Annotated in this window: 21 protein-coding genes; 9 read left to right on the plus strand and 12 right to left on the minus strand. The window is 74.6% G+C overall.

Annotated features, from left to right (window positions below; translation table 11 throughout):
• The first annotated feature begins 16 nt into the window (after positions 1-16).
• Positions 17-382: a DUF4345 family protein gene (locus tag AC0GKK_RS13710; RefSeq protein WP_489881775.1), complete on the plus strand. Its 366-nt coding sequence runs from the start codon at positions 17-19 to the stop codon at positions 380-382.
• On the opposite strand, the gene AC0GKK_RS13715 is transcribed toward AC0GKK_RS13710, so the two are convergent.
• From AC0GKK_RS13715 to AC0GKK_RS13750, 8 genes are all read right to left on the minus strand, one after another.
• On the minus strand, positions 325-1,101 hold the full coding sequence (locus AC0GKK_RS13715) for a helix-turn-helix domain-containing protein (RefSeq protein ID WP_489881776.1): 777 nt from the start codon (positions 1,099-1,101) through the stop codon (positions 325-327). The genes AC0GKK_RS13710 and AC0GKK_RS13715 overlap by 58 nt on opposite strands.
• Positions 1,098-3,974 (minus strand): apolipoprotein N-acyltransferase, encoded by a 2,877-nt coding sequence (gene lnt, locus AC0GKK_RS13720; protein WP_489881777.1) that lies wholly within the window; start codon positions 3,972-3,974, stop codon positions 1,098-1,100. Before lnt ends, AC0GKK_RS13715 begins: the two co-directional genes overlap by 4 nt.
• Before the next feature lie 8 nt (positions 3,975-3,982).
• Entirely contained in the window at positions 3,983-6,013 is a 2,031-nt protein-coding gene (locus tag AC0GKK_RS13725; protein WP_489881778.1) for a hypothetical protein, read from the minus strand.
• Between the two features lie 47 nt (positions 6,014-6,060).
• Positions 6,061-7,302, minus strand: coding sequence for an ATP-grasp domain-containing protein (locus tag AC0GKK_RS13730; protein ID WP_062399604.1), 1,242 nt, complete (start codon positions 7,300-7,302; stop codon positions 6,061-6,063).
• Between the two features lie 99 nt (positions 7,303-7,401).
• Positions 7,402-8,340 (minus strand): DNA-binding protein WhiA, encoded by a 939-nt coding sequence (whiA, locus tag AC0GKK_RS13735; protein ID WP_489881779.1) that lies wholly within the window; start codon positions 8,338-8,340, stop codon positions 7,402-7,404.
• 106 nt (positions 8,341-8,446) lie between these two features.
• Complete coding sequence (locus tag AC0GKK_RS13740; RefSeq protein WP_226354787.1) at positions 8,447-8,602, minus strand: hypothetical protein; 156 nt, start codon at positions 8,600-8,602, stop codon at positions 8,447-8,449.
• 185 nt (positions 8,603-8,787) lie between these two features.
• Positions 8,788-9,501 carry a TetR family transcriptional regulator gene (locus tag AC0GKK_RS13745; protein WP_208823387.1) on the minus strand — a complete coding sequence of 238 codons (714 nt, stop codon included), beginning with the start codon at positions 9,499-9,501 and terminating at the stop codon, positions 8,788-8,790.
• A gap of 64 nt (positions 9,502-9,565) precedes the next feature.
• Positions 9,566-10,198, minus strand: coding sequence for a TetR/AcrR family transcriptional regulator (locus AC0GKK_RS13750; protein ID WP_346106413.1), 633 nt, complete (start codon positions 10,196-10,198; stop codon positions 9,566-9,568).
• Positions 10,199-10,283: 85 nt separating this feature from the next.
• Here AC0GKK_RS13750 and AC0GKK_RS13755 point away from each other — a divergent pair, with 85 nt between their 5' ends.
• From AC0GKK_RS13755 to AC0GKK_RS13780, 6 genes are all read left to right on the plus strand, one after another.
• Complete coding sequence (locus tag AC0GKK_RS13755; RefSeq protein WP_062399596.1) at positions 10,284-10,724, plus strand: nuclear transport factor 2 family protein; 441 nt, start codon at positions 10,284-10,286, stop codon at positions 10,722-10,724.
• A complete protein-coding gene (locus AC0GKK_RS13760; RefSeq protein ID WP_489881780.1) occupies positions 10,721-11,536 on the plus strand; it encodes a Rossmann-fold NAD(P)-binding domain-containing protein in 816 nt (271 codons plus the stop codon). The genes AC0GKK_RS13755 and AC0GKK_RS13760 overlap by 4 nt, the downstream gene beginning before the upstream one ends.
• Positions 11,537-11,618: 82 nt before the next feature.
• Positions 11,619-12,218: an alcohol dehydrogenase catalytic domain-containing protein gene (locus AC0GKK_RS13765; RefSeq protein ID WP_489881781.1), complete on the plus strand. Its 600-nt coding sequence runs from the start codon at positions 11,619-11,621 to the stop codon at positions 12,216-12,218.
• Complete coding sequence (locus AC0GKK_RS13770; RefSeq protein ID WP_489884023.1) at positions 12,182-12,556, plus strand: zinc-binding dehydrogenase; 375 nt, start codon at positions 12,182-12,184, stop codon at positions 12,554-12,556. Before AC0GKK_RS13765 ends, AC0GKK_RS13770 begins: the two co-directional genes overlap by 37 nt.
• A 202-nt stretch (positions 12,557-12,758) precedes the next feature.
• Positions 12,759-13,514 carry an excalibur calcium-binding domain-containing protein gene (locus AC0GKK_RS13775; protein WP_489881782.1) on the plus strand — a complete coding sequence of 252 codons (756 nt, stop codon included), beginning with the start codon at positions 12,759-12,761 and terminating at the stop codon, positions 13,512-13,514.
• A 154-nt stretch (positions 13,515-13,668) separates the two neighbouring features.
• Positions 13,669-14,100 carry a DUF1707 SHOCT-like domain-containing protein gene (locus AC0GKK_RS13780; protein ID WP_489881783.1) on the plus strand — a complete coding sequence of 144 codons (432 nt, stop codon included), beginning with the start codon at positions 13,669-13,671 and terminating at the stop codon, positions 14,098-14,100.
• Between the two features lie 18 nt (positions 14,101-14,118).
• Here the strand turns inward: AC0GKK_RS13780 and AC0GKK_RS13785 are convergent, their stop codons facing one another.
• A complete protein-coding gene (locus AC0GKK_RS13785; RefSeq protein WP_489881784.1) occupies positions 14,119-15,204 on the minus strand; it encodes an LLM class flavin-dependent oxidoreductase in 1,086 nt (361 codons plus the stop codon).
• 241 nt (positions 15,205-15,445) lie between these two features.
• Here AC0GKK_RS13785 and AC0GKK_RS13790 point away from each other — a divergent pair, with 241 nt between their 5' ends.
• The gene (locus AC0GKK_RS13790) at positions 15,446-16,036 is read left to right on the plus strand and encodes a TetR/AcrR family transcriptional regulator (RefSeq protein WP_073575772.1); all 591 of its coding nucleotides are present in this window, start codon (positions 15,446-15,448) and stop codon (positions 16,034-16,036) included.
• 12 nt (positions 16,037-16,048) lie between these two features.
• On the opposite strand, the gene AC0GKK_RS13795 is transcribed toward AC0GKK_RS13790, so the two are convergent.
• A complete protein-coding gene (locus AC0GKK_RS13795) occupies positions 16,049-16,459 on the minus strand; it encodes a hypothetical protein (protein WP_073575771.1) in 411 nt (136 codons plus the stop codon).
• A 75-nt stretch (positions 16,460-16,534) separates the two neighbouring features.
• Here AC0GKK_RS13795 and AC0GKK_RS13800 point away from each other — a divergent pair, with 75 nt between their 5' ends.
• Positions 16,535-18,373 carry a prolyl oligopeptidase family serine peptidase gene (locus AC0GKK_RS13800; protein ID WP_489881785.1) on the plus strand — a complete coding sequence of 613 codons (1,839 nt, stop codon included), beginning with the start codon at positions 16,535-16,537 and terminating at the stop codon, positions 18,371-18,373.
• Here AC0GKK_RS13800 and arsC read toward each other — a convergent pair.
• Positions 18,370-18,714: an arsenate reductase (glutaredoxin) gene (gene arsC, locus AC0GKK_RS13805; protein WP_100879322.1), complete on the minus strand. Its 345-nt coding sequence runs from the start codon at positions 18,712-18,714 to the stop codon at positions 18,370-18,372. The two genes, AC0GKK_RS13800 and arsC, sit on opposite strands and share 4 nt — an antisense overlap.
• A gap of 68 nt (positions 18,715-18,782) precedes the next feature.
• Positions 18,783-20,240 (minus strand): catalase, encoded by a 1,458-nt coding sequence (locus AC0GKK_RS13810; protein WP_073575767.1) that lies wholly within the window; start codon positions 20,238-20,240, stop codon positions 18,783-18,785.
• Between the last annotated feature and the right edge of the window lie 62 nt (positions 20,241-20,302).

Genomic DNA, 20,302 nt, shown 5'->3' on the forward strand with positions numbered 1-20,302 from the left:
CCGAGACGGAGGAGCGATGATCGTGGTCGTCGTCGTGGTCGGCATCTTCTTCCTGCTCATGGGCGGGTACGCGCTGGCCGCGCCGGCCGCGCTGGTCCGGCCGTTCGGGCTGGTGGCCAACGGCCCGGAGAGCAGGTCGGAGGTGCGCGCCGTCTACGGCGGATTCGGCCTGGCGATCGCGGCCGTGCTCGGGCTGGCCCTCGCCGTCCCCGGGCTCCGCATCGGTGTGGTGCTCACCGTCGCCTTCGCGCTCGGCGGGATGGCCGTCGGGCGCGTGCTGTCCCGGCTGGTCGACCGGCCCACCGCGTTCTACCCGATCTGGTTCTACGGCCTGGTCGAGACGGTCGCGGCCGGGGCGCTGGTCGTCGTCGCCGCGACCTGACCGGGCACGACCCGGATGTCGAGCCCCGACCGGAGGAGCCGCCCGGGCGGCAGGCCGAACATCCGGCGGAACGCCAGCCCGAGGTGCGACGGCGTCGCGAAACCGGCGTCGGCCGCGGCCCGGGTGAGGTCTCCGCCGTCGCGCACGACGCCCGCGACGATCCGCATCCGCGCCCACCTGCGGTAGGCCCGCAGGCCGGCCCCCGTCTGCCGGGTGAACAGGCGCGCGAAGTACCCCGGCGACAGCCCGGCCGCCGCCGCGAGGTCACCGGTCGGCAGGTCCGGGCCGCCGGGCCGGTGCAGGGCCGCGATCGCCCGCGCGATGCGGGCGTCGGGCTCGGCGAGGGCGTCCGGCGCGGTACCGCTGTCGCTCAGGATCCGCCGCAGCCCCGGCCCGTCGCCGTCGACCGCGCAGGCGACGAGGTCGGGCTCGGCCGGGTGCCCGGTCACGATCCCGGCGGGCCCGCGACCGGGCTCGAGGAACACGAAGGCCGCCCGGTGCGCGCCGCCGGTGATGCGGTGGCGCAGTCCGGCCGGGACCAGCAGCGTCCGCGCCGTGCGGTCCGGCGCACCGTCGACCCGCACGGTCAGGTCGTCGTCGACACCGACCGCGAGGCACGCCACCGCACCCCGGTGTGCGTCGAGTCCGAGCATCGGCCCCAGGTGGACGGCCCAGCAGGGCCCCACCCACAGCCGCGCCGGGCCCGCCGCCACGGTCACCGGACGCCCGCCCGCCGGCGTCGCCACCCGAAGCCGGCGGCCGCCACGAGCAGCCCGGCGAGCGCCAGACCGTGCTCGAACCACGTCCCCCAGCGGGTCGCGAACGTCAGGTCGGTGCGCAGCGGCACCTTTTCGACCAGCGTGTCCGCGGTGTACAACCCGGTCTCGGCGACGACGGAGCCGTCGGGCCGGATCACCGCACTCGCCCCGGACAGCGCCGCGACGACCGCAGCCCGCCCGTGCTCGACGGCCCGCAGCCGCGACATCGCGAGGTGCTGCCAGGTCATCTCGCCCCGCCCGTACCAGGCGTTGTTCGTCGGGATGACCAGCAGCGAACCGCCGTCGGCGACGCCGTCGCGCAGCACGTGGTCGTAGGCGGTCTCGTAACAGATCGCCGTCGCCACCCGGGTGCCCGCGACGGGCAGCACCGCGGGCGCCGTACCGGGGGTGAAGTCGGCCAGCGCGACGAACGGGGTCAGGTACTGCGTGACCGCCCGCAGCGGGATGCGCTCGCCGAACGGCACGAGCTCCTGCTTGGCGTAGCGCGCCCCCACCCCGGTCCCCGGGTTCCAGACGGCCACCGCGTTCTCGGTCTCGGTCGCGCCCGCCTCGTAGTTGGTGCCGACCAGGAACGGCACGCCCAGCGCGTCGACGACCCGGTCGACCGCCGGGTCGACGCCGTCGGTCGACAGCGAGCTCTCCGGCCACACGACGAGGTCGGGCCGACCGACCGCGCCGGACCGGACGCGGTCGATCAGCACGGAGGTCTCGGCGAGGCTGTTCGCGCGCAGGGTCCGACCGGCCGTGAACAGGCCGAGCCCGATGTCGGGGGCGTTGCCCTGCACGACCGCGACGGTGCGGGTGCCGTCCTGCGCGTCGACGGGCGGGGCCGGCACCGCGAGCAGCACGAGCACGACCGCCACGACCGGGACGAGGCCGACGACCCGGCGGGGACGCTGCAGGAACGCCGCCACGCAGAACCCGGCCGCGACCACCGCGACCGACACCAGCGGGGCCCCACCGATCGCGGCGAGCGGCAGGAACGGCCCCTCGACCTGCCCGAACGCGACCCGGCCCCAGGGGAAGCCGTTGAGCGGGAACCGGCTCTGCAGCCACTCCTGCGCGGCGAAGGCCAGCGCACCCCACACCGGCGCGGCGGGCAGCCGGGCGGCGAGGGCGACGAGCGCACCGCCGAGCGCCGGGAACCCCGCCATGACCAGCGACAGCCCCACCCACGGGAACGGGCCGTAGTCGCGGCCGAGGAAGTCCTGGATCCACATCAGGTGCGCCAGGTAGAAGGCGAACCCGAACACCGCACCCAGCCAGGCGGCGCGGCGCACCCGGACCCCGGACAGGGCCCACCAGAGCACCGCGAACGCCACGATCGCGGTCCACCACACGGTGCGCGGCGGGAACGCCAGGTGCAGCAGCACCCCGCCGACGACGACCGCCGCGATCCGCAGCGCGAGTGCCTTCACCACACGGTCAGCATGATCCGGCCGCGGCGCGGGCCCGCGCGCGGGTCCCGGCGGCCACCGACCCCACCACCGCGACGACGAGCAGCGCGCCCGCGTAGGCGGCGACGAGCTGCATCGGCCGCCCGGAGAAGTCCCCGCGAGCGGCGGCACCAGCACCGCGAACAGCGCCACGACGCCCGTCAGCGCCGCCCGCGGCCGCGGCGGGAGCGGCACGCAGGCCAGCGGGGCCAGCGCCCACAGCAGGTACCACGGGTGCAGCACCGGCCCGAGCACGACGACGGCGCCGAGCACCAGGCCGAGCGCCGTCGTCGCACCGGTCCGGCCGCGGGCCTGTGCGACGAGCACCCCGGCGGCGAGGAGCGCGGCGAGCAGCGTCCCGGCGGTCCGCGTCGCCGTCAGTGCCGTGACCGGGTCGGCGCCGAGCACGCCCGCGACCGCCGCGGCCCAGTTGGTGGGCGCCATCCAGCTGAACAGCTGCCCGGGAGCGGAGACCGCGCCGAGCCAGCTCCCCCCGCCGGCGTCGACGGCCGACACCGCGACCGCGACCGCCGCGGCCACCCCCGCGACCAGTACGACCGCCCCCCACCGGCGGGTACGGCCGGGCGCGGACCGGGCCGCGGCGACCGCCAGGACCACGAGCCCGGCCGTCGCGGGGGCCTTCACCAACGCCCCCAGCACGACGAGCGCGGCGCCCGCGGCGAGCGCCGCCCACGGCCCGCGCAGCCCGACGGCGAGGCCCACGAGCAGCAGCGCGAGCATCGGGCCGTCGTTGTGCATCCCGCCGACGACGTGCCAGAGCACCAGCGGGTTCGCGACCCCCCACGCCAGCGCCGTCCCCGGTGGGATCCCGTGGGCACGGGCCAGGCGCAGCACGGCCCACCCGATCCCCACCACCGCGACGACGGCGAGCAGCCGGTACGCCGCCACCCCGGCGACCACCCCGTCCCCGGCGACGGCGGCGACCGCCTTCTGCCACAGGTCGGTCACCGGCCAGTACGGCGACGGCGTCTCCCTCCAGTAGCCGTCGACCCGCGCGAGGACCGGCGACCCGGCGGGCAGCCCGGCCGCCGGACCGGTCCGGTGCGGGTCGGCGCCGCCGAGCGCGACCATCCCCTGGGCGAGGTAGCTGTACACGTCGCGGGAGAACAGCGGCGGTGCGACGAGCAGTGGCGTGGCCCAGGCGAGCAGCGCCCGCACCGCCTGCACCGGGAGCACCGGAGCGCGCACCAGCAGCAGCCAGGCCACGACGACCAGCCCCGTCCCGGCCACCGCGGCGCCGAGCGCCACCGTCGACCCGGGCCGGAGCACCACCGCCCAGGCGCCGCCGGTCAGCAGCACCGACCCGGCGGCGCCGAGCGCGGTCGGTGCCGCGACCGGGCGGCGTCGCTCCCCCACGGCCGGGGTCAGGCGGTCGGGGCCGCCGGGCCGTCGGAGGCCTGGAGTGCACCCGCGGGGAGCCGGTCGGCGCCCCAGCTGCGTTCGATGTAGCCGACGATCGTGGCGATGTCCTCGGCGGGCACGCGCTCGGGCTCCCCGTGCTCCAGCGGGTCGCCGTGGAAGATGTAGAGCCGCGACGCGAACTGGTCGAACGGCAGCGACGCCTCGCCGAAACGCTCCCCGTTGCCCGCCGTCGAGACGACGACGCCGTCGCCCCAGTCCTGCCCGCTGTCGTTGTTCGGGTTGTAGAAGTACACCCGCATCACGTCGTTCGGGTCCGGCGCGACCCGCAGGATGGCGATGGCGTGCCAGCCGACGTAGCGGGCGGCGCTGTCGGTGACCGCGATCCCGGCGGGCTGCGGGTGGATCAGCGGCTGGCCGCCGTTGTACCCGGGGTGGTAGCCGGCGTGGAACTGACGCAGGAAGGCGTCGAGGTCGGTGAGGTTGCCGGTCCCGACGTCGACGTTGATGTGGAAGCCGCGGGCCGCCCACCAGCCGTGGAACTCGGGGTTGACCCAGCGGTGCGGGTCCCCGGGCCGGTCGGAGCAGCGGCGGCCCATCTCGGCGTAGATCCGGTCCAGGTGCGGGACGACGACCAGTGACACCGGGTCGAGGTCGATCGGCAGCTTCTCCGCGACCCCGGCTCCGCTCTCCTGCGACGAGATCCGCTGGCCCTCGAAGTGCATGACGATCTCGTCGTCGCGGGCCGCCCAGACGACCATCTGCAGCAGGTAGTCCGGGTCGTTGTAGGCCCACATCGACAGGGCGCGGGCGGACTGGCAGGTGGGGTTGTCGCCCTGCCCGACGCCGAGCGGCTGGCCCAGCATCGACAGCACACCGGCCAGCAGCCGCACCTCGGGTGCGGGCTCCTCGCCGAACGCGGCGACCAGGCGCTCCCGCGCGGCCGGGCCGATCTCGAGCGCGATCTGGCGCCACAGCCCGGGCACGACCGGCGGCTCGTAGAGGATGCCGCGGTCGAGCAGCAGCGCCAGGCCGTAGATGCACTGCGCGGTGTGCGGGGTGACGGCCTCCTCGATCAGCCGGTGCACCAGGTCCCGGAAGCGCAGCAGGCAGTTCTTGCCGGTGTCGGACAGGCCGAGCGCCTCGGCGAGCAGGTAGTCGCTCTCGTGGCGCAGGAACTGCAGCAGCTCCGCGTGGTACGGCGACACGAGCCCGGTGTCGTGCATGGCCCGGGCGAACCCGGCGGCCTCGTACTGCAGGCCTCCGGTGTCCATCGCCTCCAGCCGGGAGCGGAAGACGTCGATGCCCGGGTCCTCGCGGCTCGCCTCGGTGGTCCCGAACAGCGCGGTGATCAGCCGGTCGAGTCCCTGCCCGGAGGACAGGTCCACGCTCGGGTCACCGCGCCACACCGTCAGCCGGGTGATCAGCGACGACACCTGGTCGACCTGGATCGGGCGCTGGCGCAGGATCCGCCAGATCTCGGCGACCAGCTTGTCGAGGACGCTGTCGTAGCCGATGCCCTCGGCGATGTGGCGGAACAGGTCGCGGATCATCTGGGCCGTCCGGCCCTCGTGGACCCGCTCCGCCTCGGTCGGCGGTGTGAACAGCAGCTCGAGGTTCATCGCCAGCACCTGGGACAGGAACTGACGGGCCTCGTCGGCGGAGATCGCGGGGTGGTCGTATTCCCCGAGGGCGACCGCGAGCATCCGCAGCTCGCTGGTCGCCTCCATCACCACCGTGTCGGCGACGCCGCTGTGCAGCCCCGCCCCGACCAACGCCGGGACCAGGATGTCCGGGTGGGCCCAGTCGGTGCCGGCGAACACGCCGGCCTCCTCCAGGTCCCGGGCGCGGGCCTGCACGGCGGCGGGGCCCCCGTCCTGCAACAGGACGCGACGGAGCTGCTCCAGAACCCTGCGGATCTTCGTCGTCTTACCGAAGTCCGGGGTCCGGGCAAGGTCCCGGGTGGCGTCGTCGAGCGAGACCAGGCGCCTGTCCAGCACCGAGGTCCCACTCGCGACGTCGACGGTCGGTTTCACACGGCTTCCCTCGTTCGGGCTCCACGGCCGTGGGCGGGTACCCGCCCTCAGACGTAGAAGTCGAGTTCTTCCTGCTTCTTCAACAGATCGCGCATCCGGTAGGGGTCGTCCCCGAAGAAGTAGAGCAGACCCCAGTGCGTGCCGAACGCGGTCCTCTTCGTCACGGTCTCCTCGACCGGCGACGTGAGGTCGTGCGACTCGTAGTAGTCGTCGTCCTCGGTCTCCTCGGGGATCCGCAGGCTGCTGACGACGCGGCGGCGCGGGTAGACCCCGAAGCAGCCGGCCACGCCGGAGGCCCCCTCGACCTCCTTCGGGAAGAAGGCGTCGATCTCCTCCTCGGTGGTCTTCGGGTCGAACGCCAGCACGAGGCCCTGGTAGGCGTTGAAGCCGTAGGAGCGCTCGAGCAGCTCGAAGACCTTGAAGCCCGGCGGGCGGTAGGCGACCTCGCCGAAGTACATCTCGCCGTCGGAGGTGACGAAGTACTCCGGGTGGACGAAGCCGAACTCGATGTCGAAGGTCTTGATCAGCTTCTCGATCTGCGCGGTGATCGCGGGCCGGTACTTCTCCAGCTCCGGGGTCGCCGGCACGAACACCGAGTAACCGAGGGTGACGTACTCGGAGATGTTGAGGAACTTGATCTTCCCGTTGTGCACCCACGCCTCGACGGCGAACTCCCACCCGTCGAGGTGGGATTCCATCAGGAGCGGGAACTCCTCGTCCGGGATGTTGTCGATGTCCTCGTAGGTGCGCACCACGCGGTGCCCGAGGCAGCCCGCCTTGTCGAACGCCTTGATGTGGATCGGGTCGTTCGGGTCCCCGTCGAGCTTCAGCAGGGTCTGGTTGACGCGCTTGAGGAAGCGGACGATGTCGTCACGGTCGTGGGCCTCCTCGAAGATGCCCACCCGGATCCCGCCGAGCTGTGCGCGACGCTTCATCAGCGCCTTGTCCCGGAGCAGCATCGCCTGCCCGAACAGCCGCGGGTTGTCGAGCAGCACCGAATTGATCGCGCCGGCCCATTCGACGGTTTCCTCGAACAGCGGGATGGCGACGTCGACGCCCATCTCCTGCAAGGTCTCCGCGATCTCCATCGAGCGGTCGTTCAGCCGCTCGAAGTTCCACGGGACGTACGGGATCTCGTGCTCCTTGCAGTACTCCTCGGCCCAGTCCGGGGCCACGACGACGTACCGGCGGTCGAAGCGGTCGATCGCCTCCACCGCATTGAGACTCCACCCGAGAAGCGCGACGTATCCCTTTTCCGGATTCTTGGTGGCCGAGTCGGACCGAGGCATGGAAAAGCAACCTCCCGATTTAGACTAATTTAGGCGGCGAATGCTTGAGTCCACACCGTACCCCGAGTACGCCGCAGCGGCGGATCGTGGCGGCGGGACTCAGTCGTCGTCGGGTCCGGCGACCCCGGAGAGCCGGACCAGCCTGCGCAGCCGCCCGGCGACGGTGTCCTTCGTCAGCGGCGGGTCGGCGAGACGGCCGAGCTCCGCCAGCGACAGCGACGGGTGCTCCAGACGCAGCAGCGCGGTCTCCCGCAGGTGCGGGGCGACGTCGTCGCCGAGCGCGCGCAGCGCCATCCGGACCCGCTCGGTCGTCGCGGCGGCGGCCGTCGCCGCCCGGCGGGCGTTCACCGTCTGCAGCGACCCGTCCGCGGTGGTCGCACCCCGCGGGGCGACCGGGACCCGGCTCAGCACCTCGGCCACGCCCGGCGCGCCGACACTGCGCAGCAGCGCTTCGGCGCTCTCCGGGTCCCGCACGACGACGCGGTGCTCGCTCACCGTCTCCTGCGGTGCGGCCAGCACCCCGAGCCCGCGCGCCGCCCCGACCAGTGCGAGCACGACGGCCGGCCCCGGGCAGGTGACGACCAGGCGGACCCGCCCGGCCGGTCGCACGACCCGGCCGCGCGCGATCAGCGCCCCGCGCCACACCCCGGCGGCCGCGGCGGGCCCCGCCGCGACGACGGCGGGTGGCAGCCCGAGCACCGGCCGTCCGGTCCGGTCGACCAGACCCGTCGCCCGGGCCAGGTCGGTCCCCGGCGCCGTCACCCGCACCTGGTAGCGCAGGATCGCCCCGCCACCGGTCACGACCTCGGCCCGCAGCCCGCCGCGACCGTGCAGCGCCCCGAGCTCGGAGCGCATCCGCAGCGCGGGGGCCGGGGCGTCGAACTCGGCGTGGATCGTCGTCCTGCCGTCGCGGACGCCGACCTCCCCCGCCAGGCGCAGCTGGGTGACGAGCCCGGCATGCCGGACACCGGGGCGCTCCTCGCGGACCGCGCCGAGCTCACGGTGCAGCTCTGCGGTCACGCGCTCCAGGTCGAACACGATCGTCTCCTGCGGATGGGAGGCGGCAGGGCGGGGACACATCCCCCGAGGTGAACCCCGCCCTGCCCGGAAGGGCGGGGCGCCGGGGCGCCCCGCCGTGGCGGGATCAGTCCTCGGACGGGTCGGCGTGCATCGGGCAGCGCGGATCGATGCAGGGCCTGCTCTCGGCCCCGGCCCGGAACGCCGCGTTCGCCAGCACCGAACACAGGCAGCCCTGGGCCTTCGCCCGCGGCCCGCCCGGCGCCAGATCGTCGACCGGCACCGGTCTCGGGCCCGGCCGACCTCCGCCGTTCGCCCCCTCGGACATGGCTCCCCCTCCGCACGACTGCGCGCCCGGAGTTCCCCGGCGACGGGGCCCGTGCGCAGATACATCCGGCGGTCGCCACGAGGGTCCGAGACCTGCCGGGGCGACCGGCTCGCGACGGTACCCTATACGCGGGGTAACGCCTATTTCGGCTCGACGCGCACAGGGAGTGGCGATTCGGGACTCACCGTGACCCCGTGCCGCCGGGCCAGCCCCTCGATCTGCGCCCAGATCAGGTCCGTCAGGTGGGTCGCGACGACGTCCCGCCCCGGGACGTCACCGGTCGCCCGGCCGCGCAGCCACCACTCCGCGGTCGCCTGCACCGCGCCGACGAGCGACTGCGACCACACCCGGACGAGGTCGGGCTCGTCGACGTCGAGCATCAGGGCGTAGGCGCCGAGCAGGCCGGTCAGCGCGGAGGCGATGAACTCCCGGCCCGCGTCGACGACCTCGCCCCGCTGCCCGGGCAGGCGTCGGCGGAACAGCAGGTCGACTCCGGGCGAGTCGTCGAGGAAGCCCAGGACCGCGTCCACCGAGTCGTGGATCCGCGTCCACGCCGGGCTCTCCCGGTAGATGGCGGGCATCAGCCGCTCCATGAGGCGGTCGGTGGCCCGTTCGGCCATCGCGTCGAGCAGCGCGGCCCGGTCGCCGAAGTGCCGGTAGATCACCGGCTTGGTGACGCCGGCCGCCTGCGCGACCTGGTCCAGGCCGAAGTCCTGCCCGTCCCGGCCCAGCACGATCAACGCCGCGTCGACCACCTGCTCCCGACGGCGCGCGCGGTGCGCGTCCCAGCGCGTACTGCGGCCGTCGGACCGGAGGTCGTCCGCGGCCCCGGGGCCCGTGCGGTCGGACGACACGCCCACCATGCTCCTCCCTCGGCGGGCCCGGCGGGAGGAAGGCCGGACCCCGGGCGACAGTGGATCACGAAGGCCGTCGGCCGACTCGGTGCGGCGCGGTCATCCCCCGTGCGACGAGCCGGGCGAGGGCCGCCGCACCCTCGTCGTCGATCGGGCCGCCGTGCACGGCCACGCGCCAGAACGGCACGCTGCCGAGCAGGTCGACGACGAGCTCCGCCTCGACCCCGCCGGCCTGCTCCGGGGTGATCTCCCCCCGCGCGACGGCCCGGGCGAGCACCTCCCGTGACCGGTCCCGGCGCGGCCCGGACAGCCGCTCCCGGAACGCCTCGGCCAGCCGCGGCGACCGGCGTGACTCGGCGAGCAGGTCCGGCACGATCGACGCCAGCCGGGGGTGGTCGAGCCAGTCCCGCATCCCGACGACGAGCGCATGCAGGTCCCCGACGAGCGTGCCCGTGTCCGGCGGCGGCTCGGCCGGGACCCCGAACCGGCCGACGACGTCCATGACCATCTCGTCCTTGCCGGGCCAGCGCCGGTACAGCGCACTCTTGCCGACCCCGGCGCGCGCCGCCACCCGCTGCATCGACAGCCGGCCGTGGCCGACCTCGGCGAGCTCGGCCAGCACGGCGTCGACGACGGCCTCGGTCAGCTCGGGCCGCAGGACGGCGGCTCCGGACGGGGCACGGCGCGGAGTGGACACATCCACAGCATAGCGACTGGACGGGACGGTACCGTCTCGTCCATAGTCGTCGGGACGGAACCGTATCGACGCAACGGAGAGACCGATGGACGACGACGCCCGACGCCGGCGCGCCCACGCCGCCGTGGACGCGGCCCTGGACCGGGTGCTGGCCCACGACATGGCGGGCTTCGCCGCGCTCTGGGCCCCCGACGGCACGATGACCTTCCCGTTCGCCGCGCCCGGCTCGCCGCGCGCGCTCACCGGGCGCGACGCCGTCGCCGACTACGTGGCCGGGTACAACGACCTGCTGCTGCCCACCGCCGTCGTCGACGAGGTGCGGCACACGACCGGCGACCCGGACACCGTCGTCGTGGAGTTCGGCGTGCGCGGCACGGTCGTCGCGACCGGGGCGGACTACGCCCTGCACTACGTCGCGGTCGTGACCGTCGGCCCGGACGGCATCACCGGCTACCGCGACCACTGGAGCCCGCTGGAGGTCCAGCAGGTGCTCGGCCGAACGGGGCTGGCGGAGGCCACCCGATGACGGTCCTGGTCACCGGGGCCACCGGCACCACCGGGCGGCGGGTCGCCGCGCTGCTGGAGTCCGCCGGGGCCGACGTACGCCGGGCCGCCCGGTCCACCTCGCCGGGGTTCGACTGGCTGGAACCGGCGACCCACGACGCCGCGTTCGAGGGCGTCGAGAGCCTGTACCTGCTCCCGCCGCTCGCCACCCCCGACCCGGCCCCCGTGGTCGCCCCCGCTCTGGAGCGGGCGGTCCGGCGCGGTCTGCGCCGGGTGGTGCTCCTGAGCGCGGCCGCCGTCGAGCGCGGCACGCCCGGGCTGGGCGCGGTGCAGGACGTCGTCCTGGGCACGGTCCCGGAACCGTCGCTCCTGCGACCCTCGTGGTTCGCCCAGAACCTGCTCGGTGACCACCTCACCGCACGCGGGCTGCGTGCCGGTGACGTCGTGACCGCGACCGGGGACGGCCGGGTCCCGTTCGTCGACGCGGGGGACATCGCCGCCGTCGCCGTCGCACTGCTGCTCGACCCGGCACCGCCGGAGCCGGACGTGGTGGTCACCGGTCCCGAGGCACTGTCCTACGACGACGTGTGCGCCATCTGGACCGAGGTCACCGGGCGGCCGGCCCGGCACCGCCCGGTGGGCGTGGCCGCGATGGCCGAGCGGCTCGTCGCCGACGGCATGCCTGCCGACTACGCCGACGTGCTCGCCGGACTCGACGGGCTCGTCGCCACCGGGGCCCAGGCCCGTACGAGCGACGCGGTGCGCCGGATCACCGGGCGCGACCCGCGCAGCGTCCGGGAGGTGCTGTGGGAGGCCTGCCCGGCCCGGTCATGACCGCGGCCACTCCGACGATCACCGCCGGGCACCCGCGTGCGAGGCTCGCCCACGGACGCAGTGGGCGACGCGAGGAGGCGTGGTGCGACGGGTGCTCTGCCGGGAGTTCGCCGATCCGGAGCGGTTCGAGCTGGTGGAGGAGCCGGGCCCGGAGCCGGGACCGGGCGAGGTGCTCGTCGCCGTCGAGGCCGCCGCGGTCAGCTTCGTCGACGGGCTGATCGCCCGCGGCGGCTACCAGCTACGACCGCCGCTGCCGTTCACACCCGGCACCGCGGTCGCCGGGACGACCCCGGACGGCAGGCGGGTCGCCGCCCTGCTCACGAGCTTCGGCGGGTTCGCCAGCCACGTCGTCGTCCCGGAGGAGCGCCTGGTCCCGGTGCCCGACGGGGTCGACGCGGGCGTCGCGGCCAGCTCGATGGAGAGCCACGGGACGATCGCCTTCGCCTTCCGGGACCGGGTCACCGTCCGCCCGGGCGAGTGGGTCGTCGTGCTCGGGGCGAGCGGGGGGATCGGGCAGGCCGCGGTCGACCACGCCCGCGCCGCCGGGGCGCGGGTGCTCGCCGTCGCGTCCACACCGGACAAGCGCGCGGCCGCGCTCGCCGCCGGGCCGAGGCCGCCGTCGGCTACGACGCCCTCAAGGACACGATCCGCGAGCACACCGGCGGTGGCGCGGACGTCGTGATCGACCCGGTCGGCGGCGACGCCGCGGAGGCCGCGCTGCGGGCGCTGGGCGCCGGCGGCCGGTTCTGTGTGCTGGGCTTCACCTCCGGCGCGATCCCGAAGCTGCCCGCGAACGTCGTGCTGCTGCGGAACCGGACCGTCGTCGGCGTCGACTGGGGCGACTGGTCGCGCACCGACCCCGCCGCGTCGCGGGACCTGGCCGAGGACGTGCTGCGCCGGATCGGTGCCGGGGAGCTGCACCCGGCCCGCCCGCGGGCCCTGCCGCTGGCCGACGCGGCGACCGCGACCCGCGCGTACGCCGAGCGCTCCGCGGTCGGGAAGCTCGTGCTCACTCCCTAGTCATCAACCCTGATGACGGGCGGTAATGGCCGCGTCACGCCCCTCGACAGGCCGTTCGTCGGAGCGGGAGCAGCTCCGGTCGGGCCACCACGAGGGGACCAGTCATGACCGCCACCCAGCCCTGGACGACCGTCGCCGAGCCGGTCCCGGCGACCCGCGGGAACACCCCCCCACTGCCGGCTTCTGGCTCTCGGTGCTGGGGATGGTGGTCGGGTTCGTGCCGGTGCTCGGCCTGCTGGTCACGGTGCCCGCCGCGCTGCTGTCGCACGCCGGCCGCGCCCGTTTCCGGGCCGGCGGGGCGTCGACGCCGGGCCGCTCGACGGTCGGCATCGTGCTCGGCTGGACGGCCACCGCGCTCTGTGTGCTCATGACCGTCCTCGGGATCGTGGGCGCGGCCACCGCTCCGGTGCGTCCGCTCGCGGCGGCCCCGGCCGCTCCCGCCGCCCCGGCGGCACCGGTGCTGCTGACGGTGCCCAACGTCGTCGGGATGACCGACGTGCAGGCGCGGGACACGCTCCGTGCCGCCGGATTCACCCAGGTCGTCCTCGGCCCGTCGACCGGCTCGGTCGCCGGGGTCGCCGCCGGGACCGTCACCACCCAGCTGCCCGGCCCCGCGGCGCTCGCCTCCGCCGGTGACCCGATCACGATCGGCGAGGCCGCCGCCCCGCCGGTCCCGCCCGCTCCGGTCGTGGTGCCGCAGAGCGCCCCGGTCACCGAGTCCGCCCCGCCGGCCGCGCCGCTGGTCGCCGACACCGACGTCGACCGGCCCTACGTCCCGGCCGCGCCGCAGCCCCTGGTCTCCTCCGGCTCGTCGTCCTCCGGCTCGTCCGGCGGCGGCTCGGCCTACTACACGAACTGCGCCGCGGCCCGCGCCGCCGGAGCTGCCCCGCTGAGCAGCGGCGACCCGGGCTACCGCTCGGCCCTCGACCGCGACGGCGACGGCATCGCGTGCGAGTGAGCCGACCCACGTGACCCGGTGCCCGGCGGGGGTCCCGCCGGGCACCGGCGCGTCTCCGGCCGGACGACGGCGCCCGCGCCCGCGCCGGGACCGCCCTCGCCGCCACAGCGGTCATCCTGGCACGGACCGGGCACCGACAGGCATCATCGAGGAGGTGGACGAGGTGGTGGGACCCGAGCAGATCCGTATCTCCGACGCCGAACGCCAGGCCGTCGCCGACCGGCTGCGCGCCGCCCACGCCGAGGGCTACCTCGACCTCGCCGAGTACGACGAGCGCGTGACCGAGGTCTGGCGGATGCGCAGCCGCGGCGACCTGGGCCGGGTGACCCTGGACCTGCCCGCCTCCTCGGCCCCGTCCCGGCGCGACGGCCTGGTGTTCTCCGCGACGGCCGGGGGCGTCGCGATGCGGGTCCTGACGGTCATCTGGCTGTGCATCACCGCCGCGGCCGCCGCCGGGACCTCGGTGCTGGCATTGCTGACCGACCTGAGCCCGTGGTGGTTCCTGGTCTTCTCCGCGCCGACCGGGGCGGTGCTGCTGACGTTGTGGGTGGCGGGCGCGGGGCGCCCGCGGCGCGGCGGCCGGTAGCCGCCGCGCCGGGACCCGTCAGCCGCCCGCCTTCTCCTGCTCGTAGCGCTTGGTCATGGTGTCGACGGCGTCGAGTTGGGTCTGGGCGTGCTTCTCCCGGGTCGAGCTGGCCCGGTCCTTGGCCGCCAGCGTGCCCGCGGCCTGCCCCTGGAACTCGGGCATGACGTGCTGGGCGATGAGCTCGTAGGAGCGCTTGGTCGCGACCGGGTTGGCCCACTCGTGGCCGAGCAGCAGGAAGGCGCCGAACCCGCCGGACTGGTCGACGAGCTTCTGCACCTGCGCCTTCGCGTCCTCGACGGTGCCGATCGCGCCGATCCCGGCGTCGTTGATGAAGTCGATCATCTCCTTGACGTCGCCGCCCGCGACCGCCATCTGCGGGAACGCCGCGACCTGCTGGAAGTAGCGGAACCAGTGCTCGATGCCGTACTCGACCTCGCGGTAGGCCTGTTCCCGGGTCTCGGCGACGTGCATGAGGCCGACCAGGCGCCACTTGCTGCGGTCGGGCGCGGGCTGCCCGTGGTGGGCGGCGCGCTCCTCGACGACGCTCCAGTGGTGGGCCAGCGCGTCGAAGCCGTCCTGGGTGAGGGTGGCGCCGATGGACAGCAGACCGACGCCGTGCTGCCCCGCCATCCGCGGCCCGGTCGGGGACGCGACGGCGGCGACCGCGATGTCGAAACACGGGTCGCTGTAGGGCGCGAGCTGCAGCTGGGCGTCGATCAGCGTGTGGGTCCTGGTCTCGGCGTTCACGACCTCGCCGCGCAGCAGCCGCATGATGATGTCGAGGTTCACCTCGAGCAGCTCACGGGTGTCGGTGGGGTTCAGGCCGATCATCGACGAGTCGGTGGGCAGCGAACCGGGCCCGCAGCCGAGCATCGTGCGGCCGCGGGTGAGGTGGTCGAGCATCACCATGCGGTCGGCCACCCACAGCGGGTTGTGGTAGCTGATGGAGGTGACGCCGGTCCCGAGCTTGATGTTCCGGGTCCGCTCAGCCGCCGCGGCGATGAAGATCTCGGGCGAGGCGATGATCTCCGAGCCCGCGGAGTGGTGCTCGCCGATCCACGCCTCGTCGAAGCCGAGCCGGTCGAGGTGTTCGACGAGCCCCACCCTCGCGCTGCAGCGCGAGGGTGGGGTTCTGCCCGGGCTGGTGGAACGGGGCCAGGAAGGTGCCGAATCGCAGTCTGCTCACGGTGACTCCTCGTCGCTCCGGCGCCCGCTCCGTCGGGGGCACCGCCACGACAGTCCTTACCCGTCGTGACCGGCGTCACGCAAGCGTTGCACGACAGTGGCAGACCGGGTGAACGGCCGGTGTACGGACGTCCGTGACGACCCGATAGGTTCCGCGATCATGGGACACCGCGAGGAGCTTCTGGACGGGGCCGCGCAGTGCCTCTACGAGAAGGGGTTCGGCCGCACGACCGCACGGGACGTGGTGGCCGCGTCCGGGACGAACCTGGCCTCCATCGGCTACCACTTCGGCTCGAAGGACGCCCTGCTCACCGAGGCCCTGCTGCGGGCGACGACGGCCTGGGGCGAGGAGCTCGACCGGGCGCTCGCCGAGCCCGCGGGCGGGACCACCGACCCGCAGCGCCGGGTCGAGGAGACCTGGAGCCGGGTGGTCGGCCTGTTCTCCACCCAGCGACGCCTGTGGGCCACCCACGTCGAGGCGCTCGCCCAGGCCGAGCGGCTGCCGGAGCTGCGCGCGAAGCTCGCCGAGGCCCAGCGGGAGGTCCGTGAGGGCCTGGCCCTGACCTTCCACACGCTGCCCGACGACCCGGCCGCCGCGGACCGCCGCGTGCACGTCCTCGGCTCCGTCTACCAGGCGCTGCTCACCGGGCTCATGGTCCAGTGGATGCTCGACCCCGGCACCGCGCCGTCCGGTGTGGACATCGCCGAGGGGCTGCGCGCCATCGCCGACCGGGCCGACGCCTTCGCCTGATCCCCCGGCGGGTCAGTGCCAGGGCTCGACCCGGCCGATGATCGTCCCGCCGCGGACCGCACCGGGCTCGGCCACCCGCACGGTGAACGTCCCCAGCGCGAGGAAGCGCAGGGTGACCGTGCCCCCGGCGCTGACGTCGAGGGCACGGCCCTGCTCCGGGACCAGCACCCGGCGCGCGACGTCGCTGCCGACGGTGAGCACCACCGTCGTCCCGCGGCGCACCCGCACCGTCGGGACGGCGGGCTCCGGATGCGTCGCGGAGTGGTCGAACCGGACCGCGGTGAGGCCCTGCGAGTCGGCCCTGGCGGTGACCGTCGGACCACTCACGACGGTGCCGGCGGTCGATCCGGCCGCACCGCAGCCCGCAGCGGCCGGGAAGAGGACGAGCACCCCGGCGAGCAGCAGCCGGGCCGGTCTCCGCATGCCTCCATGCTGCCGGATGCGCGTCCGACGACCCCGCCCGGTGCACCCGTTCGTGGCGTTCGGCACGATCGGGGCGTGAGCCCGCACCCCAGCGCACCCGTTCCCCCGACGCTCTTCGACGACGAGCGCGAGCAGCGCTGGCGGTCCCGGTTCACCGCGGTGCGCATGTCGCGTCCCGGCTGGGCCCGCGACGCACCGGCCCGCTCGGTCTACGTGTCCAACGCGACCGGGACCTTCGAGATCCACGCCTGGGACCGCGACTCCGGGGAGCACCGCCAGGTCACCGACCGGCGCAACGGCACCACCTCGGCCGTGCTGCCGCCGGACGGCGGGCACGTCTGGTGGTTCGCCGACACCGACGGCGACGAGTTCGGCCACTGGGTCGCCCAGCCGTGGTCCTCCGCGGCGGGCACCGACACCGTGCCCGCCGTCCCCGGCGCCGGCGACGGCTACCCGGCGGGCCTGGAGATCGGCCGCCGGGTCACCGCGATCGGGGTGTCCACCGACGACGGCACGGTCCTGTCGGTGCACGAGCGCGGCCCCGGCACCGACGCCCGGGAGATCTACCGGCACACCGAGGACGCGGGCGTCGGCGCGCTGTCGGGGGACGAGACGCTGCTGGCGATCTCGCACTCCGAGCACGGCGACTCCCGCCACCCGTCGCTGCGGGTGCTCGACGTCGCCACCGGGGACACCCTCGCCGAGCTGCACGACGGGCCCGGCCGCGGCCTCGCCGCGCTGGAGTTCTCCCCCGTCGCGGGCGACCAGCGGCTGCTCGTCGGCCACGAGCGCCGCGGCCGCGACGAGCTGCTGGTCTGGGACCCGACCACCGGTGAGGTCACCGAGCTCGCGGTCGACCTGCCCGGCGAGCTGGTCGGCGGGTTCGTCCCGGACGCCTCCGCGCTGCTCCTCGCGCACACCCACGCCGCCCGCACCCGGCTGTTCCGCTATGTCCTGGCCTCCGGCGAGCTGACCGAGCTGCCCACCGCGCCCGGCTGCGTCGGGTCCGCCGAGGTCCGCGACGACGGCACCGTCGAGTACTCCGCGTCGTCGGCGGCCACCCCGTCGCAGATCCGGGCACTGCGCCCGGACGGCACCGACGACGTCCTGGTCGCCCCGCCCGGGGAGCGCCCGCCCGGCTCGGTCGCCGTGCGCGACGTGTGGACCGACGGACCCGGCGGCGCCGTGCACAGCCTCGTCGCCGAGGCGCCGCGCACCGCCGACGGCCCGGCCCCCGCGGTGTTCGTGCTGCACGGCGGCCCGCACGCCGCCGACGAGGACCGTTTCGACGCCGGCCGCGCCACCTGGGTGGAGGCCGGGTTCACCGTCGTCGAGGTCAACTACCGCGGCTCCACCGGCTACGGCTCGGCCTGGCGGGACGCGATCGAGGGCAGGCCGGGGCTGACCGAGCTGGAGGACGTCGCCGCCGTCCAGGACGCGCTGGTCGCCGACGGCGCCGTCGACCCGGCCCGCTGCGTCGTCGACGGCTGGTCCTGGGGCGGGTACCTGTCGCTGCTCGCCGCCGGGACGCAGCCGCAGCGGTGGGCCGCGGCCGTCGCCGGGGTGCCGGTGGCCGACTACGTCGCCGCCTACGCCGACGAGATGGAGCAGCTGCGCGCGTTCGACCGGGCGCTGTTCGGCGGCTCCCCCGACGCGCTGCCCGACCTCTACCGGGAGGCCTCGCCACTGACCTACGTCGACGAGGTCCGCGTGCCGGTCCTGGTGCTGGCCGGGGAGAACGACCCGCGCTGCCCGATCCGGCAGATCGACAACTACCTGGACGCGCTGGCCGGACGCGGGGACGTGACCTACGAGGTCAGCCGGTTCGACGCCGGGCACGGCTCGCTGGTGGTGTCCGACCAGCTGGACCTGATCGCGACCGAGGTCGATTTCGTGCGGCGGGCTCTGGGCTAGTCGCCGAGCAGGCCCAGCACGTTCTCCGGCGGCCGGCCGACGACGGCCCGGTCACCGTCGATCACCACGGGCCGCTCGATGAGCTTCGGCTCGGCGGCCAGCGCGTCGAGCAGGGTGTCCCGGTCGGCGCCGGCGAGGCCCTGCCCGCGGAACGCGGGCTCGCCGGTGCGGGTGATCGCGAGCGGGTCCTCGGTGCCGAGCGCGGCCAGGGCCCGCTCCAGCTCGGCGCGGGTCGGCGGGTCGTCGAGGTAGCGCCGCACCGTCGGTTCGACGCCGCGGTCGGTCAGCAGCGCGAGGGCGGCGCGGCTCTTCGAGCAGCGCGGGTTGTGCCAGATCTCCACACCCCGAGCCTAGGACGCACGACGGCCCCGGGGGTGTCCCCGGGGCCGTCGGTCGGTGCGCGGAGCGGTCAGCCGCCGTTGCGGACGGCCTGCTCGATCCGGTCGCCGATGTTCTTGTCGACGTTGCGCCAGTACTCGAAGGCGCGCTGCAGCACGGGCTCGGTCACGCCGTCGAGCAGGTGCCCGGCGACGTTGCCGACGAAGCGCTCGCGGGCGGCGTCGTCGAAGACCTCGCGGACCATGATCCCGGCCTGGCCCCAGTCGTCGTCGGACTCGCGCAGGGAGTACGCGCTGCGGACCATCTCACCGTCGGCGTACCAGAGGGCCTCGGAGACGCGCTTCGGGTCGGCCGCCGGGCCGCCGTAGGAGTTGGGCGCGTAGATCGGGTCACGGGTGTTCGTGATCCGCATGGCGCCGTCCTTCTGGTAGTTGTTCACCTCGCTGCGGGGCGCGTTGACCGGGATCTGCTTGTAGTTGACCCCGAGCCGGGCGCGGTGGGCGTCGGCGTAGGAGAACCCGCGGGCGAGCAGCATCTTGTCCGGCGACAGCCCGGTGCCGGGCACCAGGTTGTTCGGCTCGAACGCGGCCTGCTCCATCTCGGCGTGGTAGTCCTCGACGTTCCGGTCCAGCGTCAGCTTCCCGACCTTGATCAGCGGGTAGTCGCTGTGCGGCCACACCTTGGTCAGGTCGAACGGGTTGTACCGGTAGGTCTTGGCGTCGGCGAACGGCATGACCTGCACGTACAGCGTCCAGGACGGGTGGTTGCCCGCCTCGATCTCGTTGTAGAGGTCGGCCTGGTGGTAGTCGGGGTCCGAGCCTGCGAGGGTGTCGGCCTCGTCCTGGGTCAGGCACTCCACGCCCTGGTCGGACTTGAAGTGGTACTTCACCCAGACCATCTCGCCGGCCTCGTTGATCCAGCTGTAGGTGTGGCTGGAGTAGCCGTTCATCTGCCGCCAGGTCTTCGGGATGCCCCGGTCGCCCATGAGCCAGGTGACCTGGTGCGCCGACTCCGGCGACAGCGTCCAGAAGTCCCACTGCATGTCGTGGTCGCGCAGGTTGTTCGCGACGCGCCGCTTCTGGCTGCGGATGAAGTGCTGGAACTTCATGGGGTCGCGGACGAAGAAGACCGGCGTGTTGTTGCCGACCATGTCCCAGTTGCCCTCGGTCGTCCACAGCTTCAGCGAGAAGCCGCGCGGGTCGCGCCAGGTGTCGGGGCTGCCGCGCTCACCGGCGACGGTCGAGAACCGGATCACGCCACGGGACTCGACGCCCGGCTGGAGGAACGCGGCCTTGGTGTACTGCGAGACGTCCTCGGTGGTCTCGAACCGCGCGAACGCCCCACCGCCCTTCGCGTGCGGCTGACGCTCCGGGATGCGCTCCCGATTGAAGTTCGCCATCTGCTCGATGAGGTAGTGGTCGTTGAGCAGGAGCGGGCCGTCGGGGCCGATCGTCAGCGAGTGCTCGTCGCTGGCGACCGGGCTGCCGGAGTCCGTGGTGGTGGGCTTGGGCTGGTGCGACGTGGTCACGGCCGAGCCTCCTCGTACGCGTCATGGGTGGGGCGGGCGGCGCCCCGCCGGGTCGACCGGGA

Source organism: Pseudonocardia sp. P-1 (assembly GCF_058111925.1).